19 protein-coding genes are annotated in these 16822 nt (G+C 69.1%); 6 read left to right on the top strand and 13 right to left on the bottom strand.

The window, feature by feature from the left end; genetic code table 11:
* Positions 1-36: 36 nt before the first annotated feature.
* From ACVTJA_RS35635 to groES, 4 genes are all read right to left on the bottom strand, one after another.
* Positions 37-441 carry a hypothetical protein gene (locus ACVTJA_RS35635; protein ID WP_465826452.1) on the bottom strand — a complete coding sequence of 135 codons (405 nt, stop codon included), beginning with the start codon at positions 439-441 and terminating at the stop codon, positions 37-39.
* A 97-nt stretch (positions 442-538) separates the two neighbouring features.
* Positions 539-793: a glutaredoxin 3 gene (gene grxC, locus ACVTJA_RS35630; RefSeq protein ID WP_465826450.1), complete on the bottom strand. Its 255-nt coding sequence runs from the start codon at positions 791-793 to the stop codon at positions 539-541.
* A gap of 150 nt (positions 794-943) precedes the next feature.
* Positions 944-2584, bottom strand: a complete 1641-nt coding sequence (gene groL / locus ACVTJA_RS35625) for a chaperonin GroEL (protein WP_465826447.1) — start codon at positions 2582-2584, stop codon at positions 944-946.
* Positions 2585-2622: 38 nt separating this feature from the next.
* On the bottom strand, positions 2623-2913 hold the full coding sequence (groES, locus tag ACVTJA_RS35620; RefSeq protein WP_206726281.1) for a co-chaperone GroES: 291 nt from the start codon (positions 2911-2913) through the stop codon (positions 2623-2625).
* 414 nt (positions 2914-3327) lie between these two features.
* Here groES and ACVTJA_RS35615 point away from each other — a divergent pair, with 414 nt between their 5' ends.
* The 3 genes from ACVTJA_RS35615 to ACVTJA_RS35605 are packed head-to-tail and all read left to right on the top strand — an operon-like array spanning position 3328 to position 5096.
* The gene (locus ACVTJA_RS35615; RefSeq protein ID WP_465826445.1) at positions 3328-3915 is read left to right on the top strand and encodes a hypothetical protein; all 588 of its coding nucleotides are present in this window, start codon (positions 3328-3330) and stop codon (positions 3913-3915) included.
* A 20-nt stretch (positions 3916-3935) separates the two neighbouring features.
* On the top strand, positions 3936-4577 hold the full coding sequence (locus tag ACVTJA_RS35610; protein WP_465826443.1) for a hypothetical protein: 642 nt from the start codon (positions 3936-3938) through the stop codon (positions 4575-4577).
* A 36-nt stretch (positions 4578-4613) separates the two neighbouring features.
* Positions 4614-5096, top strand: a complete 483-nt coding sequence (locus tag ACVTJA_RS35605; RefSeq protein ID WP_206726284.1) for an NUDIX hydrolase — start codon at positions 4614-4616, stop codon at positions 5094-5096.
* A gap of 23 nt (positions 5097-5119) precedes the next feature.
* Here the strand turns inward: ACVTJA_RS35605 and rpoZ are convergent, their stop codons facing one another.
* Complete coding sequence (gene rpoZ / locus ACVTJA_RS35600; RefSeq protein WP_465826441.1) at positions 5120-5359, bottom strand: DNA-directed RNA polymerase subunit omega; 240 nt, start codon at positions 5357-5359, stop codon at positions 5120-5122.
* 327 nt (positions 5360-5686) lie between these two features.
* Here rpoZ and ACVTJA_RS35595 point away from each other — a divergent pair, with 327 nt between their 5' ends.
* Positions 5687-6187: a hypothetical protein gene (locus ACVTJA_RS35595; protein WP_465826437.1), complete on the top strand. Its 501-nt coding sequence runs from the start codon at positions 5687-5689 to the stop codon at positions 6185-6187.
* 12 nt (positions 6188-6199) lie between these two features.
* On the opposite strand, the gene ACVTJA_RS35590 is transcribed toward ACVTJA_RS35595, so the two are convergent.
* The 8 genes from ACVTJA_RS35590 to ACVTJA_RS35555 all read right to left on the bottom strand — a co-directional run bounded on the left by ACVTJA_RS35590 (position 6200) and on the right by ACVTJA_RS35555 (position 15049).
* Positions 6200-6559 (bottom strand): DoxX family protein, encoded by a 360-nt coding sequence (locus tag ACVTJA_RS35590; protein WP_465826434.1) that lies wholly within the window; start codon positions 6557-6559, stop codon positions 6200-6202.
* 38 nt (positions 6560-6597) lie between these two features.
* Positions 6598-8235, bottom strand: coding sequence for a phosphoglucomutase (alpha-D-glucose-1,6-bisphosphate-dependent) (gene pgm, locus ACVTJA_RS35585; protein ID WP_465826432.1), 1638 nt, complete (start codon positions 8233-8235; stop codon positions 6598-6600).
* A 128-nt stretch (positions 8236-8363) separates the two neighbouring features.
* Positions 8364-10001 (bottom strand): AmpG family muropeptide MFS transporter, encoded by a 1638-nt coding sequence (locus tag ACVTJA_RS35580; protein WP_465826430.1) that lies wholly within the window; start codon positions 9999-10001, stop codon positions 8364-8366.
* Positions 10002-10149: 148 nt separating this feature from the next.
* Complete coding sequence (locus ACVTJA_RS35575; RefSeq protein WP_465826427.1) at positions 10150-11109, bottom strand: hypothetical protein; 960 nt, start codon at positions 11107-11109, stop codon at positions 10150-10152.
* Positions 11110-11120: 11 nt separating this feature from the next.
* The gene (locus tag ACVTJA_RS35570; RefSeq protein WP_465826425.1) at positions 11121-12716 is read right to left on the bottom strand and encodes a caspase family protein; all 1596 of its coding nucleotides are present in this window, start codon (positions 12714-12716) and stop codon (positions 11121-11123) included.
* A complete protein-coding gene (locus ACVTJA_RS35565; RefSeq protein ID WP_465826423.1) occupies positions 12713-13489 on the bottom strand; it encodes an ACP synthase in 777 nt (258 codons plus the stop codon). Before ACVTJA_RS35565 ends, ACVTJA_RS35570 begins: the two co-directional genes overlap by 4 nt.
* A complete protein-coding gene (locus ACVTJA_RS35560; protein WP_465826421.1) occupies positions 13486-13959 on the bottom strand; it encodes an RNA polymerase sigma factor in 474 nt (157 codons plus the stop codon). Before ACVTJA_RS35560 ends, ACVTJA_RS35565 begins: the two co-directional genes overlap by 4 nt.
* A gap of 94 nt (positions 13960-14053) precedes the next feature.
* A complete protein-coding gene (locus ACVTJA_RS35555; RefSeq protein ID WP_465826419.1) occupies positions 14054-15049 on the bottom strand; it encodes a hypothetical protein in 996 nt (331 codons plus the stop codon).
* A gap of 241 nt (positions 15050-15290) precedes the next feature.
* Between ACVTJA_RS35555 and ACVTJA_RS35550 the strand changes: the two genes are divergently transcribed.
* Together ACVTJA_RS35550 and ACVTJA_RS35545 are read left to right on the top strand one after the other, a co-directional pair.
* Positions 15291-16115, top strand: a complete 825-nt coding sequence (locus ACVTJA_RS35550) for a nucleotidyltransferase (protein WP_465840599.1) — start codon at positions 15291-15293, stop codon at positions 16113-16115.
* Positions 16099-16803 (top strand): metallophosphoesterase family protein, encoded by a 705-nt coding sequence (locus ACVTJA_RS35545; protein ID WP_465826415.1) that lies wholly within the window; start codon positions 16099-16101, stop codon positions 16801-16803. The genes ACVTJA_RS35550 and ACVTJA_RS35545 overlap by 17 nt, the downstream gene beginning before the upstream one ends.
* The last annotated feature ends 19 nt before the right edge of the window (positions 16804-16822 follow it).

Raw genomic sequence — 16822 nt, 5'->3', positions numbered from 1 at the left:
GGCTCCACGTGCATGGAGCCGCGTGACGCGCCGCGCTCAGTAGCGCGCGGGCGAGTCGCTCGCCGGGAAGGACTCCTTGGACTCCTCGTCCACGATGTCGTCCTTCGCGTTGCCGCCGGAGTTGACGCTCGCGTTGCTCTGCGTCTTCAGCGAGCGGGTGGGGACGCTCTTGCCGCCCGCGCTCGCGCCGCGCTTGCGGCCGGTGCCGGCCTTCGCGCCACCCACAATCCTGCCGCCGAGCAGGTTCTTGGCCCGCTCCGCCAGATTGCGCTGCTCGTCCTGCCAGTCGCGGAAGAACTGGGCGAGCTCCTGGTCGCCCGACTCCTCGGCGTCGGCGATGTACTGCTCCGCGTTCGAAGCGCCCTTCAACAGGTGATACAGGGCGCTGATGAGGTTGTAGTGCTCGTCACGGGTGCCCGTCTGCGCTTCCTGGCCTGCCATTGCCGCCTCCCGCGAAAGGGTGGTGTGCCACGGGAGGGAAGCTATGCACGGGGCCGGGGGCAGCCGGAGCGGGGCGCCCGCCTGCCTGGCCGCCGGCTCAGGCCAGCATCGGGTCCAGCTTGCCCTCGGAGTCCAGCCGGGACAGGTCCGAGTAGCCACCCACGTGCGTGTCGCCGATGAAAACCTGGGGCACGGTGCGCTGGCCGCCGCTCATCTCCACCAGCTTCGAGCGCATGGTGTCATTTCCGGTGACGTCCACCTCCTCGTAGTCCACGCCCTTGCGCTTGAGCAGGTCCTTCGCGCGGACGCAGTACCCGCAGTAGGTCGTCGTGTAGATCTTCACGGGCTTCACAGGCAGCTCCTCCTCACGTCCCACCAAATTAAGGGCCTCGGTGGCTCGCCGCCACCTTGCCCGCAAAAGACAACGGCCCCCGGCTCCTGAAAGGAACCGGAGGCCGACGTCAGGCCGTCACCCCGGCATGGGAGCCGGGGTGGGGGGCGACTACATGCCCATGCCGCCCATACCGCCCATGCCGCCCATGCCACCGCCGGCGGGGGCCTCCTTCTCCTCCTTCGGGCGGTCCGCCACCATGGCCTCGGTGGTGAGCATCAGGGACGCCACGGACGCCGCGTTCTGCAGCGCGGTGCGGCTCACCTTGGCCGGGTCGATGACGCCCGCGGCGAGCAGGTCCTCGTAGGCGCCGGTGGCGGCGTTGAAGCCGAACGGACCCGTGCCCTCCTTGACCTTGTTCACCACCACGCTGCCCTCCAGGCCGCCGTTGCCGACGATCTGGCGCAGGGGCTCCTCGAGCGAGCGGCGGATGATGTCCACGCCGAACTTCTCGCCGACCGTGAACTCCACGCCGTCCAGCGCCTTGAGGCAGCGGATGAAGGCCACGCCGCCGCCGGGCACCACGCCCTCCTCGACGGCCGCGCGGGTCGCGTTGAGCGCGTCCTCCACGCGGGCCTTCTTCTCCTTCATCTCCGTCTCGGTGGCCGCGCCGACGTTGATGACGGCCACGCCGCCCACCAGCTTCGCCAGCCGCTCCTGCAGCTTCTCGCGGTCGTAGTCGCTGGTGGTGTTCTCGATGGTGGCGCGGATCTGCTTCACGCGCGCCTCGATCTCCTGCTGGCTGCCGGCGCCGTCGACGACGGTGGTGTTGTCCTTGTCCACCGTGATGCGCTTGGCGCGGCCCAGGTCCTGGAGCGACAGCGTGTCCAGCTTGATGCCCAGGTCCTCGGCGATCATCTTGCCGCCCGTCAGGGTGGCGATGTCCTCGAGCATGGCCTTGCGGCGGTCACCGAAGCCCGGCGCCTTCACCGCGCAGACGTTCAGCACGCCGCGGATCTTGTTCACCACCAGGGTGGCCAGGGCCTCGCCCTCGACCTCCTCGGCGATGATGAGCAGCGGCTTACCGGCGCGAGCCACCTGCTCCAGGATGGGCAGCAGGTCCTTCATCGACGAGATCTTCTTCTCGTGGATGAGGATGAGGGCGTCGTTGAGGACGGCCTCCATGCGCTCCGGGTCCGTCACGAAGTACGGAGACAGGTAGCCGCGGTCGAACTGCATGCCCTCGACCACGTCCAGCGTCGTCTCGAGGCCCTTGGCCTCCTCCACCGTGATGACGCCCTCCTTGCCGACCTTCTCCATCGCGTCCGCGATGATCTGGCCGATGGTGGAGTCGCCGTTGGCGGAGATGGTGCCGACCTGGGCCACTTCCTTCTGACCCTTGGTGGGCTTCGCCAGCTTCTTCAGCTCGCCGACGATGATGCCCACGGCCTTGTCGATGCCGCGCTTGATCTCCATCGGGTTGTGGCCCGCGGCGACCAGCTTCGCGCCCTCGCGGAAGATGGCCTGCGCCAGCACGGTGGCCGTGGTGGTGCCGTCACCGGCGACGTCAGACGTCTTGGAGGCAACCTCCTTGACCATCTGCGCGCCCATGTTCTCGAACTTGTTCTCCAGCTCGATTTCCTTGGCGACCGTCACACCGTCCTTGGTGATGGTGGGCGAGCCAAAGCTCTTCTCGATGACGACGTTGCGGCCCTTGGGACCGAGGGTGACCTTCACCGCGTCGGCCAGGATGTTCACGCCACGGAGGATGGCCTCGCGGGCGCGCACGTCGAACAGAATGTCCTTCGCCATATCTGTGATTCCTTGGATGGGGTGGGAAGGGAGACGGACTACTTCTCGATCACGCCGAGCACATCCTCCTCACGAAGGATGAGGTGCTCCTCGCCGTCGAGCTTGATCTCCGTGCCCGCGTACTTGCTGAACAGGATGGTGTCGCCGGCCTTGATGTCCATGGCGCGGACCTTGCCGTCCTCGAGCACCTTGCCATTGCCCACGGCAACGACCTTGCCCTCGAGGGGCTTCTCCTTCGCCGTGTCGGGGATGAAGAGACCGCCCTTGGTCTTGGTCTCCTCGGCGACGCGCTTCACGATGAGCCGATCCTGCAGGGGACGAATCTTCATGATCTGCTCCTTTGGGTGGCGCCCGTCCTACGGAACCTTCCCGGCCGGGACGCCGCTTGGGGGTTGAAAAAGGGTCGTGACGACCCGCGGCATTTAGCACTCGCACCTCGCGAGTGCTAACGCCTAGGCGCGGCGGATAATAACCAGGGACTTCGACCCGTCAAGCGATGCCGGACCGGCGTCCGATGCGTTGCCAACTTCGCGTCATTCCTGGGCTTTTCCCATTCCGGGCCTCCGCGCCGGGAGTCCGGCCGGGCGCACACGGATTGGCCCCGGATTAGCACTCGCAGGGGGCGAGTGCCAGCGCAAGTGCCCGGAATCATTGAAGGTCGCTTTTGCCAGCGTGGGAGCCCGTTGGTACCTTTCCAGGTGTCCCCGGGGCTGGAAACCGCTCCGGACTGACGGGAGGTGTCAATGAGTGAACTGGTGGCGTCCCTGTCGCTGAAGGAGTTCTTCAAGTCGCTCCTGGACGAGGTCATCGGGCGGCAGCGGGTCGTAATCGCCGAGGTAACGGAGTTCTACCTGGTGAACCTGCTCTCGGAGTTCGCGCTCAGCGACAAGCTGTTCACCCGGGACGAGGAAGGCCGGAAGGACCACGAGCCGCTGGCGCTGCTCTACCACCAGGCGCTGCAACAGGAGCGCAACGAGCGCATCCGCACGCTGCGGCGGCTGGGGGACGTCTCGCTGTACACGGCGGGCTTCTTCTCCGGCTCGCTGCAGTCCGGCGTGGTGGGCCCGGACTACTACATCCAGATGGGTGGCACGGCGTACGGCCAGGTGGCGGAATTGTCCCCGGCGGCGCAGGTGTACCGCGAGCTGCGCGACAAGTTCCGCGCCCTGGTGGAGGTGCTGGAGGAGATTGCCGCGCGCGGCATGGTGAAGGCCGGCCCCTCGGGGGCGCTGAAGGTCTACGAGTCCTGGTCGCGCACCGGTAGCGACAAGCTGGAGCGGGTGCTGGTGGACGCCGGCATGGTGCCGTCTCCCAAGGGCCTTCCCAATTAGCGCGGACTTCGGGAGGCGGCATGATTGGTCACGTGCAGGACCACCTGGAGGCCATCTACGGCTTCACCTGCGAGGCCCGGGCGGAGGTCTTCGTCGTGGACACCGAGGCCGCGGTGCAGCTGGGCGGCACGGGGCGGACCGAGGAGGAGCTCCTGGTCCACGAGGACGGGGACTCGCTGGAGCTGGCCCTGTACCTGTCCCCCGCGCTGCTGGACAGGCTGAAGCCCTACGCGTCCGGCCCGCTGGGCCACATGCTGGACGGGGATTTGGACGGCTACTGCCAGGTGGCCGAGGGCGTCAGCCACTTCCTCTACATGGCGCACACCGCCGCCCACGGACGGACGGTGTCGCTGCTGGAGCTGGAGGCGCAGGCGGAGGTGGACAAGTTCGCCATCTGCCTGCTGCACCGGTGGGGCGAGGGCGTGGGCGCCTGGGCGGAGGAGCTGCTCGAGCGCCTCTTCGAGCGCGTCTCCTACCGGGAGCGCCTGTCACCCCAGGAGCGATGGCGCTACGAGGAGGCCAACCGGCTGTCCCGGCGCTTCTGCAACCGGCTGATGGGGCACGTCACCGGGCGCCGGCTGGACAGGCTGCTGGGGGACCTGCGCTACGCCTACCGGCTGGGGGCGGAGGCCAAGCTGCGCCATTTCGCGCACGGTGGTTGAGCACCCGCCCGCCCGCTTCGGGTAGGGTGGGTGGGTATGCCACGCGAGGCGTCCGCAGGAGGGGTCGTCATCCGGGAGAGTGCCGGCACCTGGGAGGTGGCCGTCATTCGTCCCCACGGGCGACCCTTGTGGGCGCTGCCCAAGGGGCACGTGGACCCGGGGGAGACTCCGGAGCAGACGGCGAGCCGCGAGGTGCACGAGGAGACGGGGCTCACCGCGACGCTGCTCGCGCCGCTGGGCGAGATTCGCTACGTCTACCAGTTCCGCGGGCAGCGCATCTTCAAGCGCGTCCACTTCTTCCTCTTCCGCTACCAGGCGGGTGCGCTGGGGCCGCTGCCGGGGCCGCGCGTGGAGGTGGACGAGGTGCGCTGGGTGCCGGTGGCACAGTTGGTGCCGATGCTCGGCTACAAGGGGGAGAAGGCCGTGGCGTCGCGCGCGATGCGGTGGCTGCGCTCGCAGGGCCTGCTCCCGGAGGCCGCCCCCGCTCCGGTCAGGACACCGGAGAAGGAGGGCGGCTGAAGACTACGGGATGCCCGGGAGGCTCAGGGCTTCTCGGCGTTGGCGGCGTACTTGCCGGACAGCGCCTCGCGCACGTCCCGGTCGAACTTCACGCGGCCGGTGGCCACCTCGCGCAGGGAGAGCACGGGGGGCTTGTTCTTGGACGTCTCGATGATGGGGCGGGCGCCCGCCATGAGCTGACGCGCGCGCTTGGCGGCGAGCAGCACCAGAGCGAAGCGGTTGTCGACGAGGGGAAGGCAGTCTTCGACGGTTACGCGAGCCATGGAACGTCCTTCGAATTCGGTGGGGCTTGAAGCTACAGGAAGCGATGGAACCTAAAGAGCACCACCCGTCGAGTCAAGGAAGGACGCACCGGCAGGGCCGCCGGGCGGACAGGCGCCCCCCGCGCTGATCAGCGCCTCTCGGGGCCCGAGGTAGGGCGGACGCGGGCCGCCTCTCACGCCGCCCGGTGTCCGGACCGGGCGTGCCGGGCCTTCCTTCCGCTTCGCGCGCCTGCCCATCCACCTCCGGACATGCCCCGTAGTCCCTTTCGAAACACAGACACGCTCCGCGAGGCGCGGGGCGCGTGACACGAGAAGGGACACACGACGATGAGCAGCCATCACGACGAATTCATGGGCCAGGAGTCGGGCGGGGAGACGGAGGCGCGCGAGGAGGCGAGAGGCCTCGTGCCGTTCGACGACGACCTGGAGGAGGCGAAGATCACCTGCCGCACGGGCAGCGCGCTGGCGGCGGAGCCCGACATCATCAGCAGCAAGCTCCTCACGGTGCAGGGCACGCGGACGGCGGTGCTCGACCTGCGGCTCGGCTCGAAGGTGACCTTCAACCCCGGCGCGGCGCCGCAGCTGTGCGTCATCAGCCCGGACGACGCGCAGCTCCTGCCGGGGCGCTACGTGAACCTGGCCAACGCCACCCGCGTGGCGCAGTTCCCCGGGCGGCTGCTGTTCCAGCTCGACTTCCAGGATGGGCAGAGGCCCGGCACGCTGGCCTTCCGGCTCAAGTTCGAGGAGCAGCGCATCCAGCCCAAGCGCGCCGTCATCCTGGCCACCGTCGACCTGGTGGCCCGCACGGTGATGATTGCGCGCGGCTGAGGCGGGTGCGCCTCAGGTGTACCACCACGCCCAGAGGATGAGCACGCCCTGGAGGGGGATGCGCAGCCAGAGCAGCGCGGGCGGTACCTTCCGGAACTTCTCCGGGTTCATCGCCATGTAGAGGTTGGCGGGGAACACGGCCACGAAGAGCGCGATGAGCCCCCACGCCGCGAGCTGGCGCGTCTGCGGCACCACGAGGCCCACGCCCAGCAGCGCCTCCGCGACGCCACTCCAGAACACGAGCGGCCCATGCCACGGGAGGTACGGCGGCATCATGCGCAGGTAGAAGCGCGGGTCGCGGAAGTGGTTCAGCCCCGCCGCCACCATCAGCAGGGCGAGCAGGTACATCAGGGCAGGCTTCACGGTGTCCATGCGGGGCGGTGACTCCTCCGGTCTGGTACCCCGCGCGGCTACTTGCCCGCGAAGGCCGCGTTGACGATGGCGCGCGCCTCCTGGACGATGGACTGGAGGTGCGCCTCGTCGCGGAAGCTCTCCGCGTAGATCTTGTACACGTCCTCGGTGCCGGAGGGCCGCGCGGCGAACCAGCCGTTCTCCGTCACGACCTTGAGGCCGCCGATGTCCGCGTTGTTTCCGGGCGCACGGGTGAGGCGCTGGGTGATGGGCTCGCCCGCGAGCGTGGAGGCCTTCACCGACTCTGGCGACAGCTTCTTCAGCGCCGCCTTCTGCGCGGGCGTGGCCGGCTGGTCGATGCGCGTGTAGCGCGGCGCGCCGAACCTCGCGGCCTGTTCCTGGTAGTGCTGGCCCGGGTCCTTGCCGGTGGCGGCGAGAATCTCCACGGACAGCAGGTCCATGATGATGCCGTCCTTGTCCGTGGTCCACACCGTGCCGTCGCGGCGGAGGAAGGACGCGCCGGCGCTCTCCTCGCCGCCGAAGCCGAGCGAGCCGTCCACCAGTCCGTCCACGAACCACTTGAAGCCCACCGGCACCTCGACGACGCGGAGGCCGAGGCTCGCCGCCACGCGATCGATGAGGGCACTGCTCACCAACGTCTTGCCCACGGCCGTCCCGGGCTTCCAGCCGGGCCGGCTGCGGAAGAGGTATGCGATGGCTACCGCGAGGTAGTGATTGGGATTCATCAACCCCATGCTGCGCGTGACGATGCCGTGCCGGTCCGAGTCCGCGTCATTGCCGAAGGCGATGTCGTACTGGTCCTTCAGCCGCACCAGGTTCGCCATGGCGTACGGCGACGAGCAGTCCATGCGGATCTTCCCGTCATGGTCCAGCGGCATGAAGCGGAACGTCGGGTCCACCGTGGGATTGACCACGTGCAGATTCAACCCGTACCGCGTGGCGATGGGCTCCCAGTACGCCACGTTGGAGCCACCGAGCGGGTCCGCGCCAATCTTCAGCTTCGCGCCGCGCAGCGCCTCCATGTCCACCACGCTGCCCAGGTCCTCCACGTAAGGCGTGATGAAGTCATACGGCTTCACCGTGGGCGAGGTGCGCGCCCGCTCGTAGGGGATGCGCTGCACGCCCGCGTTGCCACTGCCGAGCAACTCATTGGCGCGGCGCTCGACGCCCGCGGTGACGTTGGTGTCCGCGGGGCCGCCGTTGGGCGGGTTGTACTTGATGCCGCCGTCCTCGGGCGGGTTGTGGGACGGGGTGATGACGATGCCGTCCGAGAGCCCGGAGGTGCGGCCCTTGTTGTGGGTGAGGATGGCGTGGGAGATGACGGGCGTGGGCGTGGCGATGTCGCTGAAGCGCACCTGCACGCCGTTGGCGGCGAGCACCTCCAGCGCGGTGCGCTGCGCCGGGTCGGAGAGGGCGTGCGTGTCCATGCCCAGGAACAACGGCCCGTCGATGCCCTGCTGCTTGCGGTACTCGCAGACGGCCTGCGTCACCGCGACGATGTGGGCCTCGTTGAAGCTGCGGCGCGCGGAGGAGCCGCGGTGTCCGGAGGTACCGAAGGCGACGCGCTGCTCCGGGACATTCACGTCCGGGCGCTCGGAGTAGTACTGGGCGCGCAGCTTCTCGGGGTCGATGAGGAGCTCTACCGGTGGGGGCTTGCCAGCGAGAGGGTGGGCCATAGGCGCGCCACGATAGGCAGGGCGCGCGCCGGATGGATCCCCCATGTTGTGAAACCTGTACGCCGGTACACCGTGACGCGGGCCTTCAGGGCCGTGTCACGCGACACCCACTGTGGACTCGCGAGCAGTCAGCGCGCTTCGGCCGCACCCGTGGGGGAGGGCGGAGCCTCCTCCTCCGGGAGGTAGAAGGCCCCGGAGCGCGCGGCGAGCGTGGCCGTGGTGAGCAGGCCCACCATCACCCCGAAGATGATGATGCCGGCCAGCGTCACCCAGTCTCCGACGGACGCGGGCTGGAACATCGCGGTCAACGCCGCGCCGAAGTCGAAACCACCCGCCGGGTTCGTCCGCACCGCCTGCATCGCGCCGAGCAGCGCCGTCGTCAGCCCGCCCAGCACGATGCCCACCACGCCCGACAGCACGGCAGCCGTCGTGAGCGCGCCCCGGCTCAGGGCCCGGGTGGCCGGACGGACCTGGGCCTCCACGTCGAAGTTGGGGTCCTTCACGCCCGGCGGCACGAAGCGCGCGAGCAGCAGCAGGCCGGGGATGCCCGCCACCATGGTGAGCCAGAAGAAGTTCTCCCAGCCCATGGCATGGACGGCGAAGCCGCTGATGGGGCCCGCCAACACGCGCGGAATGGAGAAGAGGCTGGAGAGCAGCGCGAACTGCGTGGCGGAGAAGCGCTTCTGCGTCAGCCGCATGAGCAGCACGGAGAAGGCGCCCGTGCCCAGGCCCTGCGTCACCTGCTCGAAGCCGATGGCCGAATACATGAGCACTTCATTCGGCGCCCCGGCGCGTGCCACGAGGACGTAGCCCACGTTGGAGACAATCTGCACGACGCCGAACAGCCACAGCGCCCGGCCCAGCCCCAGCACCGTCGTCCACGCGCCGCCAATCAGCGTGCCGGCGATGGTTCCGAACAAACCGAGGGTGCCCAGCGCCACGCCGCGGTCCGTGGCGCTGTAGCCCATGTCCACCAGGAAGGGCCGCATCAGCGAGCTGCCCAGGTTGTCCGCCAGCTTGTACGCGAAGACGAACGCCAGGATTTCCAGCGCGCGGTGCCGCTGCAGGAAGCCCACGAAGGGGTACCAGGCGGCCTCCTTGAGCGAGCGCGGCGGCGGGAGGCGCTCCTCGGGCTCCGGGGCGAAGCGGGTGATGATGAGAATCGGCAGATAGAGCAGCGCCAGCCCGATGACGACGATGCTCCAGGAGATGCGCCCGGCCAGGGTGATGGCCGCCGAGCCGGCGATGAACATGGCGGCCCGGTACAGCGCCACCTTCGCGCCCACCGCGATGCCCTGCTCCTCCTTGCGCAGCACCTCCACCGAGTACGCGTCGATGGCGATGTCCTGCGTGGCCGCGGAGAACGCCACCGCCAGGGCCAGCGCCCCCACCACCCACGCTGCTTCGGGGTGATTGGCCACGCCCGCCATCGCCAGCGTGGTGGCGAACAGCGCCACCTGCGCCACCGCCATCCAGCCCCGCCGCCGGCCCCAGAAGGGCGGCACGTAGCGGTCCATCAGCGGCGACCAGAGGAACTTGAAGGACCAGGGCGCCTGCGCCAGCGTGACGAGGCCCACCACGCGGATGTCCACGCCGGCGCTGCGCAGCCAGTCGGGAATCGCAATCCAGACGAGGCCCAGGGGCAGACCCGAGGAGAACGAGAGCAGCGTCACCGCGGCCGTGCGCCAGGAGGCCATGGCCATCGCCAGGCTCTTCAGTGTCCCCGGACGCTGCGCGCGTGCTTCGTTCTTCTGCCCGTCACTCATGGGCGCGCACTATACCGGCTCATGTCTCAGGCAATGGGTTTCGTGTTCACCCCCGCCTGACGGGCTGCCAGCCCGACGACATGCCGCGGCCGCCCGTCCGCTGCGTGACACACCCGGCCAGCATGCGGCCGGGCACGCTCGCGACGGCCTACTCGTCCAGCGCCGAGAAGTCAGGGCAGGTGGCCCGGTCTCCGAGCGTCGGGTTGAAGAAGTCCCAGCTCTTCGCGATGAAGGTGACGCGGCCCAGCGCATTCCAGCACTCGGTGTACTTCGCGCCCTTGATGTCGCCGTCGAGCACCAGCAGCACGCCCATGCCCCGGCCGTCGGGCGCCCAGCGCGTGGTCAATTCCACGTCCTCCAGCTTGCCTCCGAGGACCAGGTCCGTGGCGGGCAGCCGGAACTTCATCTCCCCCAGCCGGCCCTCGGCCTCGCGGTAGGTGTAGCGCGTGGGACTCACCAGCCCGCCCACGGGTGTGAAGACCATCTCCACCCAGGTGGGCAGGGCCTTCGTCTGGTAGTCGATGTCCAGCCGGTCCAGCACGACCAGGTCCGTGGTGAAGCCCGGCTCCGCCACGGCCCGCTTCACGTCCAGGTGAATCTCACCCACGCCCTTGCGGATGCCCGCGTCCGCCTCGAAGGCGCCCGACAGGAAGACCCACCAGCCGGCATCGCCCTGGCCGGTGCGGCGGTACTCCAGCCGGTAGTCGAAGCGCAGCTCCGCACGCTCCATGACGAAGCGCACGTCGAAGCCCGGGTGCTCCTTGTCGCGGAAGGGGCCCCACACGCGCCGGTCCGGCTCGCGCGTGGTGGGCGACGTGGAGCGGATGTTCTCCAGCAGCGTCAGCAGTCCATCCACCGCGGTGTTGAAGTTGAGTCCCGTGTCGTCCGTGTCCGTGGCGAGTTCGGACACCTCGCCCAGGTTGACGAGGAGCCCGTCCTTGCGCGTCGTCAGTCCACCCGCCGAGCGGCCTTCACTGCTCGCGGGCAGCTTCGCGGCCAGGTCCTCGCGCTGCGGCAGCGCGTTGAGGAACTCGAGGTCATCGTTGGAGAAGTCGCCGCCACACGCGGCCGCCGCCAAACACAGACAGGCCATCGCCAGGTGTCGCATCGCGTGCCCCTTCATGGCTGATAGGCGAGGAACGCGCCCAGCTCCCAGTATCCCAGCGAGCGCTGCTCATCGACGGTGTATTGGAGATAGTGGAGTCGGGCCTGTCCGCTGACGTGCAGGCGCGGCAGCGGACGCCAGCGCAGGCCGCCCACGATGCCCGGGGAGAACATGGCGTACTTCTGGTCCGGGAAGCCCTCGTCCTCGAAGTCGCGGCGCAGCATCAGGTACGCGAGTCGTCCGCCCACGAAGGGGGCGATTCGGCCATGGGGCCACTCGGCGGTGAGCGTCGTGCCCAGGCTCGTCACCGAGTAGCGGTAGGCCGGCCCCGACAGCGTGGGCAGCGCCAGCACCGCCTGCTTCCCGCCCACCGCCACGTCCACGCCCCACACCCAGTCGCGCCGGAAGTAGTCGTGGAGCTGCGCCTCCGCGCCCAGCAGGCCCACGGACAGGAACAGCGAGTCGCGCGTGGGCGCGTCGAAGAAGGACTGCACGCCGCCCGACAGGCCCACCGTCCACCACGCGCCACCGTCGCGCGCCTCGCCCTTCACCGGGTCGTCGGAGAAGGGCGCGTCGCGAAGCCGTGTCTCCTCCAGCACCGCCGCCCGCCCGCGCGACACCTCCACCTCGCCGATGCGCAGCCGGTCCGGCAGACGGCGCTTCACGCGATACGTGCCCGGCGCCAGCGCCACGCGGCGCTCCACGTCCGCCGTCTTGTCCAGCTCCGCCACCACCATGCCGCCCGGGTCCACGAAGTAGTACGTGCCCGCGGGCGCGCCGCCCGGCACCAGCAGCCCCTCGCCGCTGGCGCGCAAATCCGTCAGCACCAGGTCGCCATTGCCCGCGAGGTCGTAGCTGAACGTGGGGTGCTGCGGGCCCGCGCTGCTGGCCGCCGTGTCCGCCACCGTGCGCGCGTACGCATGCGAGTACGCCTCGAACAGCGTCACCCGCCCGTCGCCGCTGCGGTCCGCGTCACCCAGCAGGCCGCTGGCCAGGTGGTGCGAGAAGTAGCTGCCGCCCAGCGCGTCCGACTCCTGCGAGTCCTCGTCCGCCGAGCTCGACGTGAGGATGACGAGGCCGCGAGCATCACGCGCCGCGCCGGATTCAATCTCGAAGGCCGGTGCCCGTCGCGCGCCCTTGGTGCGCGTCAGCGCGCCGGAGCGGCACGAGTCCAGGATGGCGATGCGGATGTCCACGGGCGCATCCGCGAGCCGGCGCTTCAGGTCCTCATAGGCCAGCCGCGAGTCACCCAGCCGCAGCGCGCCGTCCTTCGCATGGCCCGAGTAGTAGACCATCAGCGCAGTGCGCTCTCCGCGGGCGCGGGCCGCGCGCGCGCGTGCTTCGAGGTCCGTCAGCGCGGAGAGGAAGTCGCGCGAGTCCTCGTCGAGCAGCAGCTTCGCGTCGCCGGGCGCCACGCCGCCCAGGCGCTGCAGCAGCGCGTACATCTTCCGCGCATCGTCGCGGGCGAAGCGCAGGGGGCGCGTGTCGTCGCCGCCCTCGTCGTTGCCGGCCACCAGCGCGAAGCGGCGCAGCGCGTCCGCGTGCGCGGCCGTGGCCACGAGGGCCAGCGCGACAGCCAGCGCTCGGATGGGAGAGGGGAGGGGACTCATGGCTTGAGCAGCACCCAGGTCGCCTGTTCACCCGGCACGTCGAGCGGCTTCATGTGCTCCACGTCGCCGTTCGCCGCCTCGAAGGCCCGCCGCGCCGCGTCCACCAGCGCATCCATCTGGAGCGGCGTGTCCGTCAGCACCAGCACCACGCGCTCGGCGCCGGAGCCCGTCAGCTCCCAACTGTCCGGCAGCCAGTGCATGTCCGGGCCGGGCTCCACCGGCAGGCTCTCGCCCGACTCGGGATGCAGCGGCGTCACCTCGCCGATGGCGTCCACCGACAGCGCCGCGACATAGCGGTGCTCGCGGGCCTCGTAGCCCAGCCGCACCCGCTCGCCTTCATCCAGCGCCTCGGGCGCATCCATGCGCGCCTCTCGCTGCGGGCCCGTGCCGCCGCCGATGCGCAGCTCCGCCACCGCGCCGCCGCCCTTGATGTTGTTGCGCCCGTGCTCGGAACCGCCGCTCAGCAGGGGCCGGGCCAGGAGCACCACCAGCACCGAGGCGGCCATGGCCATCGTCGTGGCCACCCAGCGGCGGGGCGGCGTGCGGAAGGACTCACCGCGCCGCTGCCGCTGCTCCGCGCGCTCCACGCCGGCCTCGAAGCGCTCGAAGGGGACTTCCGCCTCGAAGCGGGCCTGCTCGTTCTCGAGTCCGCGCAGCGTGGCGCCGCAAGTCGCGCAGGCGGCCGCGTGGGCGCGGACTCGGGTGGCCTCGGCGGCGGCCAATTCCCCGGCGCTCAGGCGGCGCAATGTCCACTCCGACTCGTGCGCGCTCATCGAACCTTCAGCTCCTCTCCGCCCAGCTCGGCGAAGCGCTCCAGCCTCTTGCGGATGGTGGGCACCGAGCGCCCCAGCGCCGCCGCCACCTCTTCCAGCGTCATCCCGTCCACGTGGTAGTGCACCACCGCCGCCTGCGTCTCCAGGTCCACCTTCGACAGCAACCGGCGTATCAAATCCCGCGTCTCCAGCTCGCCCGCGCCGCCGTGCCCCTCGGGACGCGCCGCCGCGTCCCGCTCGAACCACTGTCTCCAGCTCGCCCGCTCCGAGCGGAGCTGGTTGAGGCAGTGGTTGGTCGCAATCTTCATCAACCACGTCAGCGGCGACGCCTCCGCCCGGAAGTCGTCGCCGTGGGTGAGGGCGCGGGCGAAGACGTCGTGCATCGCGTCCTCCGCCTTCGTCGCGTCCTTCAGCAGATAGCGGCAGCGGCCCAGCACGCTGCCGCCATACTTCGAATACAGCTCGCGCATGAGGGCACGCCGGTCCTGGTGTTGGCCACCTGGAATCACCTTGAGGACCGGCTGGCTCGTTCCCGTCACGCGGCGCAGCCTACCGCGACCCGCCTCACAGCGTGGAGTACACAGCGGTGCTGAAGTTGCCGCACGCGCTCACGTTGCCGTACCCGAAGGCGGGGGTGACGCTGAAGAGGAAGTAGACGCTGATGAAGTTGCTGTCCCAGCACTCGCTCAGCGTGGCCTCCTTGATGACGTCACCGGACAGGTCGCCGCCCGACAGCTTGATGTCCGAGCGGCCGGCCCCGGTGGACTCCCAGCGGCTCTTGATGGCCAGGGTCTCCTTCGCCGAGCGCTGCGGGTTGGTGTCGATGTCCTTCTTGATGACGAAGTCCAGCTCACCGCCCGCGCCCGCGGCCTGCTTGAAGCTGTAGCTCGCGTCCACGCGCGCGCTGGTATCATTATCGCGAATCTGCTGGAACTCCGCCTCCACCGACGCCACCGCCGTCGCGGACGTGCGCGAGTACTGGATGTCCGCCGTGCCCATCTCGTTCTGGTTGGTGCCGGGCAGCGTGCGGTTCTTCTCCCAGTCGATGAGGAACTCGCCGGAGCCGAAGCCCTTCACGCGCTCGCCATTCCCATCCACCGCGGCCGTGTGCGAGCCGGACAGCACCGCCACGTAGGTCGAGTCGGCCGCCGTCTTCGCCTTGCCCTCCAGCACCCACGAGTACGAGTCCTCACCCGTGCGCGTGACGGTCAGCTTCCAGGTGACGGCGCTGAGCGACTCCGTATACGGGCCCCACACCGCCACGTCGCCCTCGATGGAGGACGGCGTGTTCGCGACGATGTGCGAGATGAGGTCCAGCACCCAGAGCGTGCCGCCATTGATGGTCGCCGCCGCGCCCACGGTGAGCTGGAAGTACTCCGCCGTCTGCCCCTGCCCGTAGAACGCCGAGCTCAGACCCTGGCCGCTCTTCTGCGGCGACTTCACCTCCACCATCTCCTTGGAGGGCAGGCCCTCACGGAACGAGTCCGCGTCGTTCTTGTCCGAGGAGGAGTCACAGCCGGCGAACAGGAGGGCGGCGCACAGCAGGCTCTTGCGAAGCATGGTTCTTCGTCCTTTCGGGCGGCCCCTGGAGGGCCGTTCAGCAGCGAGTTCGCCCCAATGGACACAGCCCCGCCGGAAAACAGAAAAGGCGCCCGTCTGGCCCTGAAAAGGTTCGGAAATTCAACAGGTTGGCGGTTGGCTGTCCGCTCCCCAGGCATTTTCACCCGGCCTTCGCACGGCGGAATTCCGCCGTCCCTACCTTTCGCGCATGGAACAGAGACACCCCAACCATCCCGGGGAGATGGGCACGGACGCCTCGCTGGCCGAGAGAGACCGCGCTCCGGATGAAATCAATGCGCGAGCCCGGGCGATTGGCCTCCTGGTCGACGCGGGGGTGCCCTTCGTCGTGGGCGGTGCGTACGCATACGCGACGTACACCGGCATCTACCGCGACACGAAGGATTTGGACCTCTTCCCGCGCAAGCGCGACGCGCTCAAGGCGCTCGAGGTGCTGGAGAAGGACGGCTGGCGCACCGAGCGCGCGGACGAGGTGTGGATCTACAAGGCCTACAAAGGCGAGTACTTCGTCGACTTCATCTTCTCGTCCGGCAACGGCGTGGCGGTGGTGGATGACGAGTGGTTCACCTACGCCAGGTCCTGCTCCATCTTCGGGCACCAGTGTCTGGTGGCTCCCGCGGAGGAGATGATCTGGTCCAAGGCCTTCGTGAACGAGCGCGAGCGGTATGACGGCTCGGATGTGAATCACCTCATCCTGAAGGCGGGACGTGACATGGACTGGGAGCGGCTGATGCGCCGCTTCGACCGGTACTGGGAGGTGCTGCTCAGCCACCTGATGATGTTCCGGTTCGCCTATCCGTCCGAGCGAGACCTCGTCCCCGACTGGGTGATGGCGGAGCTGATGAGCCGCACGCTGCACACCATCCGCGAGGGATGCTGGGAGGACAAGCTGTGCCGCGGGAACCTCATCTCGCGGGTGAACTACCACGTGGACATCCACCACTGGGGCTTCCGCGACGGGCGGGTCTGGGACGAGAACGAACGACAGCAGGGAGACGAGCGTGGCGCGCGATCCGAGCTCGAAAATTCGGTTGGCGGCAGTCGGTGACCTTCACTGCCGCGAGGACCAACACGGACGCTTCCGACAGCTCGTCAAACAGGTGAACGCCACGGCGGACCTGCTCGTGCTGTGTGGGGACCTCACGGACAGGGGGATGATTGAAGAGGGGAAGGTGCTCGCGGAGGAATTGTCCGCGCTGCGAGTGCCCTGCGCGGCGGTGCTGGGCAACCACGACTACGAGCACAACCAGGCCAAGGAACTCTGCACCGAGCTGGCCAAGGCCGGTGTGCACCTGCTCGACGGGGACCACTTCATCTTCGAGAAGGTGCTGGGCGTGGCGGGCGTGAAGGGCTTCGGCGGCGGCTTCGGCAACGCGACGTTGCAGGCCTTCGGTGAAGGGCAGACGAAGTCCTTCGTGCAGGAGGCGGTGCACGAGTCGCTCAAGCTGGAGGCCGCGCTGAGCCACCTCGATACGGAGAAGAAGGTGGTCATCATGCACTACTCCCCGGTGCCGGAGACGTTGGACGGGGAGAACATCGAAATCCGCCCGTTCCTCGGGACGAGCCGCCTGTCGATGCCGATTGACCACTACGGTGCCGAGGCCGTCTTCCACGGACACGCGCACCACGGCACGCGCACCGGGAAGACGAAGAGCGGCATCCCTGTCTACAACGTGGCGATGCCTCTCCTGGCGAAGCACACGCCGGACCAGCGGTACGTGCTGCTGGAAGTGTAGCCACGGATGCAATGGGGGG

The sequence above is a fragment of the Pyxidicoccus sp. M6 genome, from assembly GCF_055568925.1.
This window is presented reverse-complemented; position numbering and strand designations above follow the sequence as displayed.

What these genes read in the sequence shown, in the direction of transcription:
- ACVTJA_RS35635 (WP_465826452.1), bottom strand. Translation starts at nt 441, where the DNA reads ATGGCAGGCCAGGAAGCGCAGACGGGCACCCGTGACGAGCACTACAAC.
- groL (WP_465826447.1), bottom strand. Translation starts at nt 2,584, where the DNA reads ATGGCGAAGGACATTCTGTTCGACGTGCGCGCCCGCGAGGCCATCCTC.
- groES (WP_206726281.1), bottom strand. Translation starts at nt 2,913, where the DNA reads ATGAAGATTCGTCCCCTGCAGGATCGGCTCATCGTGAAGCGCGTCGCC.
- ACVTJA_RS35615 (WP_465826445.1), top strand. Translation starts at nt 3,328, where the DNA reads ATGAGTGAACTGGTGGCGTCCCTGTCGCTGAAGGAGTTCTTCAAGTCG.
- ACVTJA_RS35610 (WP_465826443.1), top strand. Translation starts at nt 3,936, where the DNA reads ATGATTGGTCACGTGCAGGACCACCTGGAGGCCATCTACGGCTTCACC.
- ACVTJA_RS35605 (WP_206726284.1), top strand. Translation starts at nt 4,614, where the DNA reads ATGCCACGCGAGGCGTCCGCAGGAGGGGTCGTCATCCGGGAGAGTGCC.
- rpoZ (WP_465826441.1), bottom strand. Translation starts at nt 5,359, where the DNA reads ATGGCTCGCGTAACCGTCGAAGACTGCCTTCCCCTCGTCGACAACCGC.
- ACVTJA_RS35595 (WP_465826437.1), top strand. Translation starts at nt 5,687, where the DNA reads ATGAGCAGCCATCACGACGAATTCATGGGCCAGGAGTCGGGCGGGGAG.
- ACVTJA_RS35590 (WP_465826434.1), bottom strand. Translation starts at nt 6,559, where the DNA reads ATGGACACCGTGAAGCCTGCCCTGATGTACCTGCTCGCCCTGCTGATG.
- pgm (WP_465826432.1), bottom strand. Translation starts at nt 8,235, where the DNA reads ATGGCCCACCCTCTCGCTGGCAAGCCCCCACCGGTAGAGCTCCTCATC.
- ACVTJA_RS35580 (WP_465826430.1), bottom strand. Translation starts at nt 10,001, where the DNA reads ATGAGTGACGGGCAGAAGAACGAAGCACGCGCGCAGCGTCCGGGGACA.
- ACVTJA_RS35575 (WP_465826427.1), bottom strand. Translation starts at nt 11,109, where the DNA reads ATGCGACACCTGGCGATGGCCTGTCTGTGTTTGGCGGCGGCCGCGTGT.
- ACVTJA_RS35570 (WP_465826425.1), bottom strand. Translation starts at nt 12,716, where the DNA reads ATGAGTCCCCTCCCCTCTCCCATCCGAGCGCTGGCTGTCGCGCTGGCC.
- ACVTJA_RS35565 (WP_465826423.1), bottom strand. Translation starts at nt 13,489, where the DNA reads ATGAGCGCGCACGAGTCGGAGTGGACATTGCGCCGCCTGAGCGCCGGG.
- ACVTJA_RS35560 (WP_465826421.1), bottom strand. Translation starts at nt 13,959, where the DNA reads ATGCGCGAGCTGTATTCGAAGTATGGCGGCAGCGTGCTGGGCCGCTGC.
- ACVTJA_RS35555 (WP_465826419.1), bottom strand. Translation starts at nt 15,049, where the DNA reads ATGCTTCGCAAGAGCCTGCTGTGCGCCGCCCTCCTGTTCGCCGGCTGT.
- ACVTJA_RS35550 (WP_465840599.1), top strand. Translation starts at nt 15,291, where the DNA reads ATGGGCACGGACGCCTCGCTGGCCGAGAGAGACCGCGCTCCGGATGAA.